The 6,338-nt window shown below is 57.8% G+C and carries 6 protein-coding genes and 1 pseudogene; 4 read left to right on the top strand and 3 right to left on the bottom strand.

The window, feature by feature from the left end; all coding sequences use genetic code 11:
- From G463_RS0104690 to G463_RS22160, 3 genes are all read left to right on the top strand, one after another.
- Positions 1-224: BRCT domain-containing protein (locus G463_RS0104690; protein WP_026974233.1), on the top strand; the 224-nt coding region annotated here is incomplete at its 5' end.
- Between the two features lie 15 nt (positions 225-239).
- Entirely contained in the window at positions 240-713 is a 474-nt protein-coding gene (locus G463_RS21595; RefSeq protein ID WP_051321937.1) for a DUF4236 domain-containing protein, read from the top strand.
- Positions 714-740: 27 nt separating this feature from the next.
- Positions 741-2,270 carry a recombinase family protein gene (locus tag G463_RS22160; protein ID WP_026974232.1) on the top strand — a complete coding sequence of 510 codons (1,530 nt, stop codon included), beginning with the start codon at positions 741-743 and terminating at the stop codon, positions 2,268-2,270.
- Positions 2,271-2,288: 18 nt separating this feature from the next.
- On the opposite strand, the gene yhbH is transcribed toward G463_RS22160, so the two are convergent.
- From yhbH to G463_RS0104665, 3 genes and pseudogenes are all read right to left on the bottom strand, one after another.
- Entirely contained in the window at positions 2,289-3,335 is a 1,047-nt protein-coding gene (yhbH, locus tag G463_RS18830) for a sporulation protein YhbH (protein WP_084171218.1), read from the bottom strand.
- A 38-nt stretch (positions 3,336-3,373) separates the two neighbouring features.
- Positions 3,374-4,435, bottom strand: a pseudogene (locus G463_RS18825) (protein prkA); the annotation flags it as partial.
- Positions 4,402-4,596, bottom strand: a complete 195-nt coding sequence (locus G463_RS0104665) for a hypothetical protein (protein WP_026974231.1) — start codon at positions 4,594-4,596, stop codon at positions 4,402-4,404. The pseudogene G463_RS18825 and the gene G463_RS0104665, both read right to left, overlap by 34 nt.
- Positions 4,597-4,749: 153 nt before the next feature.
- On the opposite strand from G463_RS0104665, the gene G463_RS18820 reads away from it, so the two are divergent.
- Complete coding sequence (locus tag G463_RS18820) at positions 4,750-6,288, top strand: recombinase family protein (RefSeq protein WP_051321935.1); 1,539 nt, start codon at positions 4,750-4,752, stop codon at positions 6,286-6,288.
- The last annotated feature ends 50 nt before the right edge of the window (positions 6,289-6,338 follow it).

Here is a 6,338-nt window from a genome sequence, read left to right as displayed (position 1 = left end):
GGATGAAGCGGGCCGACATCCAAAAGGTAGTGATCGAACATGGAGGCCGGTTCTCAAACAGCGTGACGGTCGATACTGACTATCTCGTTGTAGGCGACCAGGGCAACCCATGCTGGGCCTTTTCGTGCTATGGCAGGAAGGTGGAGAAAGCGGTAAAGCTGAGGAAACAGGGCCGTAGGATCCTGATCATCCATGAAGTGGACTTTTGGGACGCGCTGGCCTGATAGGGAGTGACATGGATGGGGTGGGTATTCCGCAAGAGCATCCGAATCGGGAAAATGTTCCGCATCAACATCAGTAAGCGCGGCGTCGGATACAGTGTAGGCCTGGGAGGCGTACGGTACAGCAAGGGTCCGAGCGGAAAACGGGTCCGCGTGACGTTCCCAGGAACGGGGGTATACTACGAGGAGCGCTTGTCGGGACCGAAGCAGTCGGAGACCAAGCGAACGACGCCGCAGAATCAGACTCCAACGACTGCACCTGGAGAAAAAAAGAAGTCGTCAGGACTCGGACTAATCGTTAGCATGCTCTGCATCGGATTCGTGATCTGGCTCATTCAGGTCGTGATCACATTCGTGCGCCATCACTGGATCATCAGTGCCGCATCCGGCATCGCCATTGTCGCCGCCATCATATGGACAGTGAGGAGGTCGCGGCGCGCGGCAACCATGCCCGCCAATGGACAGGAGGAAGCTCAGTCACCGACGGAGTAAAACACGCGCACCTAGGAGGAACATCATATGGACTACCCGCGTAATCTCCAACATGTCGCCATCTACCTACGTAAGTCACGCGCGGATATCGAAGCGGAGGCCCGCGGCGAAGGCGAAACCCTGGCAAAACACAGACGCACCTTGCTTGCTCTGGCGAAGAAATACCGCTATGGCATCGACGATGTGTTTGAAGAAGTCGTCAGCGGCGAGCGCATCATTGACCGCCCTGAAATGCAGCAGCTGCTGTATAACGTGCGCGACGGCAAGTTTGACGCCGTGCTGTGCATGGACATTGACCGCCTCGGCCGCGGTAACATGGTGGATCAGGGACTCATCCAAGACACATTCAAGTCATCTGGCACACTCATCATCACGCCGCGAAAGGTCTATGACCTGCAGGACGAATTGGATGAAGAGTGGTCGGAATTCGAAGCATTCATGGCCCGCAGAGAGTTGAAGATCATCACGCGTCGCCTACAGCGCGGCCGGCGCGGGAGTGCTGCCGAGGGGAAAAGTATCTCCAGAAAACCTCCGTATGGCTATCTACGCGACGAAAGTCTGAGACTTTATCCAGACCCGGAAACGGCACCGGTGGTGCGTCAGATCTTTCAGTGGGCCGCTGATGGAGATGGTATGACGAAGATCAGCAAACGTCTCATGGATATGGGCATACCTACGCCGAGTGGTCGGAAAGTATGGGATCGGAGGATGATCCATGAGATCCTGACCAACCCCGTCTATCATGGTCACATCGTGTGGGGGCGGATGAAGTATCAGAAAGCAGAACGGGGATATATACGGATGAAGCAGGATGAGTCAGAGTGGATCGTGCACGAAAACGCACACGAGGCGCTGGTGGATAAAGAGACATGGGAAAGATATCAGGCACGCATAGGGAAGTATGCAAAGGTGCGCGTAGATCATTCGCTCGCGAACCCTTTGTCCACCCTGCTCTACTGCGCGAAGTGCGGGCGTACCATGCGGCGACAAAAGGCTTATGACCGGCCGCACAATACTTTACTCTGCAAGACATATGGCTGTGACGCCCGCGGCGCAGCTTTTGAGATTGTGGAGCAGCGTGCCATCCAGATGCTCAAAGAGATATATCGCGGTATGCAGTTTGAGTTGCACCGGACTCAACACAAGGAAGACAGTTCTCCGACCGTCGAACTCCTAGAGCGGCGCATCAAACAGCTGGAGCAGGACATTGAGACTCTGCAATCTCAGCGCGAAAACCTCCATGACCTGCTGGAGCAGAAAGTGTACGATGTCGATACTTTCCTGGCTCGTAACAAAGCCATCGGTGAGCGCATCGAGAAAGCTGCCGATGAACTGCAACGGGCTACATCGGATCTTGAACAGGCAAAGCGGGAGTCGGAACGACAGGTGGAGTTTGTTCCACGGCTAGCGGAGGTCATCGAAGCCTATGAGCAGGCGCAGACGGCCAAGGAGAAAAACGACCTGCTCAAAACCGTGGTGGAGCGCATCGAGTACTACCGAGAGAAGTCGTGGACGAAACGGGATCAGTTCGAACTCAAGATCTACCTCAAGATATAGGCATGTCTTTTGTCGATATCATGTAACGTTATACTGATTTACCTCGGCGTACCCGAACATCTGCGACAACTCGCACAGCTGCGTGACGAACTTGATGCACTTCTCATTGTCGGACGTCAGGTTGTCACCGTCCGAGAAGTGGATGGGATACAGGTTGTAGTGCGTCGCCGGGTACTCGCGTTCAATCAGCCGCAGGGCGAACTCGTAGGCGGACGAACAGATGGTCCCGCCGCTCTCTCCCTTGGTGAAGAAGTGCTCCTCAGTGACCTCTTTGGCCTCGGTGTGATGCGCGATGTAGCGAATCTGGACAGCCTCGTACTTGGTTCGCAGGAAACGCGTCATCCAGAAGAAGAATGTGCGTGCGCAGTACTTCTCGAAAAGCCCCATGCTTCCACTTGTGTCCATCATGGCCAACACCACGGCGCAGGACTCGGGCTTGCGCACCTCTTCCCAGGTTTTGAAGCGCAAATCGTCCGGCACAATCCGGACGCGTCCAGTGTCATTCAATTGGTTGCGGCGAATCGACTCGAGCAGGGTCCGCTTCTTGTCGATGTTGCCCATCAGGCCGGTTTTGCGGACGTCCTTGTAGTGAATGTCGTCCACGACCACATTGTCCGGTTGTTTCGGCGCGAGATTCGGCAACTCCAACTCGGAGAACAAAATCGACTCGATGTCTTCCAACGTCACATCCGCCTCGATGTAATCCAGTCCGGGAGAATCACCCGCTCCCTGACCTTGGCCCGGCCCTTGCCCTGTGCCCTGTGCGTCGGGCCGGCCTTGCGCAATCACATCGCCCACCTGCGTGTCTCCGTCGCCGGTGCCCGCGTGTTTTCCTTTGTTGAAGTTGTAGCGGATCCGGTACTCTTCCAGAGAGCGAATGGGGATTTTGACAATCTGGCGGCCGTTGCTCATCACAATGCTTTCATCGCTGATCAAGTCCCCCAGGTTTTCCTTGATGGCCTGCTTCACTTTCTCGCGGTGCCGCTGCTGGTCCTGCTGCCCTTTCCGATGCAGCGACCAGTCATCGCGTTGCAGCGTGAACTGTGGTGTACCCGTACCCGACATCGTGCATCCCTCCTTGGCGAGTGATGTCGTGGCTATGGTCAACGATTCAACAAGCTTCCCGTGTAGCGCAGCAGTTCGTTGGCGCAAACCGGGCAGTAACCGTGTTCGTCGATGAGCCGGGCGGTCACCTCGTTGATCTTCTTCAAGTGCGTGGCATCCGGCGTCTTGGTGGACGTTGTGATTTTGACCACATCCTTGAGGTCGGCGAACAGCTTCTTCTCAATCGCCTCGCGCAGACGTTCATGAGAGTTGTAGTCGAATCGTTTGCCGCGCCGCGCGTAGCTGGAGATGCGAATCAAAATCTCCTCGCGGAACGTCTTCTTCGCGTTCTCCGAAATGCCAATCTGCTCTTCGATGGAGCGCATCAGTTTTTCATCCGGATCAATCTCCTCGCCGGTCAGCGGGTCTTTCAGCTTCTGCCAGCTGCAGTACGCCTCGACGTTGTCGAGGTAGTTCTCAAGCAGCGTTTTTGCGGATTCTTCAAACGAGTACACGAACGCCTTTTGCACTTCCGTCTTCGCCATTTCGTCGTACTCTTTCCGAGCGACGCCGACAAAGTTCAGCAGGCGCTCCTTGTCCTCGCGGGAGATCCCCGCGTGCTGATCGAGCCCGTCTTTCATCGCCCGCAGGACATCCAACGCGTTGATGCAGGTGGTGTCGCGGCGAATCAGCGCCGTTGAGATGCGGTTGATGACGTAACGTGGATCGAGCCCCGACATCCCCTCGTCCGGATACTCCTGACGCAGTTCCTTCAGATCGCTTTCCTTCAGTCCCTCCACCGCGTCACCGTTATACAGGTAGAGCTTTTTCAACAGGTCCACGCCCTGCTTTTTCGGTTCCTTCAAACGCGTGAGGATGGAGAAAATGGCGGCCGTCTTGAGCGCATGGGGCGCAATGTGCACATTGCGCAGGTCACTTTGCTGAATCAACTTCTCGTAAATCTTGATTTCCTCGTCCACCCGCAGATTGTACGGCACGGGCATGACAATCATCCGCGACTGCAGCGCTTCGTTTTTCTTGTTGGCGATGAACGACCGGTACTCGGCTTCATTGGTATGCGCCACAATCATTTCAACCGCTGTGACAGAGATGATGGAAAAACCGCCGGATTGGCTGCGGACGCCTCCGACGCCTGCAGCGCGCGGACGATGGTCTCGTAGCGCACGGACGGCATGGTCGAGGACGATCCGGACGGTGATTCGGACACCTCGAGGACGACGCGTCCCAGCACGGTGTCACACAGGACAGACTCCCCGTTCACGGGCTGGCACCTCCCTGTGTGCATCGTATGCCGCAAGAGCTGCGGAGAATGCCGACAGCCGCCGTCAAGTTTCGCGCTGTGCCGGCGGCCGAGGCAAATTCAAAGGGCCGCACACATATACAAAGAGTATCCGCGCATAAGGAGGGGTCAGCGATGGCTGCACTGCCGCCTGCGGTGCGAAGAGTGGTGTGCTACGTCCGCAAGTCGAGGGAAGACGAAGAAGCGGAACGTCGGGGTGAGGACACGCTCGCGAAACAGCGGGAGATGCTCGTGCACGACGTGCTGTCCCGCTACGACGTGGAATACGACATCATGGAAGAGGTCGCGTCCGGCGACAGCATCGCCCAGCGCCCGGTGTTTCGGCGGCTGCTGCCGCTGCTCGGATCGACCTATCAGGCGATTGTCTGCAAGGACCTGTCACGCCTCGGCCGCGGGAGCTATCGCGATATGGGCGTGGTGTACGACACCCTGCGCCAGCACCGCGTGTTCATCATCACGAAGGACGCCATCTACAATCCGCGCAATATGAGTGACCTGCGAATGATTCGCTTTTCCCTGTTCTTTCATCGGGAAGAATACGAAATGACGCTCTGGCGGTTGACCGAAGGCAAGTACGATGGCGCCGCTCGCGGCAACTGGGTGGCCGGCTCTGTTCCCTACGGCTACCGGTACAATGCGGAAACCCAAACGCTGCAGCCGACACCGGACGAGGCCGATGTGGTACGCCGGATCTTCTCCTGGTACGGAGAGGAGCGGCTTGGCTACCGAGCGATTGTGGACAGACTCCAACAGCACGGCTACGTTAGTCCGCGCGGCAACGCGAAGTGGCATCCGGAAGTCATTCGCCGCATGCTGCGCAATCCCGCGTACCGCGGGACGTTGGTGTTCCGGAAAACGGAGCGGAATCCGCTCACTGGACGTGTGACGGAACGTCCAAGCGATGAGCGAATTGTGGTGGAAAACGCGTTTCCGGCGATTGTGCCGCAGGCGCTTTGGGAACAGTGCCAGACTGGCGCGATCCGTGAGACGCCGGCAGCGCGCGCCACACGCTCGGCCGGTCCGTCGATGGTCTGGGAACTGGCCGGCGTGGTGCATTGCGGCGCGTGTGCGGGCAAGCTGGTCCGCCAGGCTTCCAATCGGACGTACCGCCGGAAGGACGGCACCACGTCCGTGTACAGCCGAGAGTTCCTGTATTGCCCGCGCTGCCGCTACGCGGTCAAATACCGGGATTGTGAAACCCAGCTGGAATGTGCCCTGCGCGCGCTGCCATTTGAACAGCCTCGATGGCAGCACGCCTTCGAAGTTGGGACCAGGCACCGCCGCTCCTCGCGAGCGTCGCATGGCTCGAATGTCGGAGCGAGCCCCTTGACCGCGCGTCTGAAGCGCGCCCGGACCCTGTTGCTGGACGGAATCCTCACGCGGGAGGAGTATTTGGAGGTCAAACGCGAATGTGAACGCGTCGCGGCGGCGGGTTCGGAGGGTGCGGACATGAAGCCGGTGGAAGAATGGGAGCCCTGGCGGAACGCTCACAATTGGCAGGAGGTGTATCGTTCCCTCCGTCGTCCATCTTCCAGAAACATGCTGCTCAAGCAGCTGTTTCAACAGGTTCGTCTCACCCGCGTGCAAAAAGGCGGACGGCGCAACCGGCCCACGCGGTTCGATTTGGTGGTGGTCCCCCGTCGGTTGGACTGACACCGAAGGTGCCAGAGGCCCTGAAAGCGTAAAAAGCCACCGAATCTGCG

Source organism: Alicyclobacillus contaminans DSM 17975, assembly GCF_000429525.1.
GTDB lineage: Bacteria > Bacillota > Bacilli > Alicyclobacillales > Alicyclobacillaceae > Alicyclobacillus_A > Alicyclobacillus_A contaminans.
Note: the sequence above shows the minus strand (reverse complement) of the source record. Positions and strands in the feature narration are given on the sequence as shown.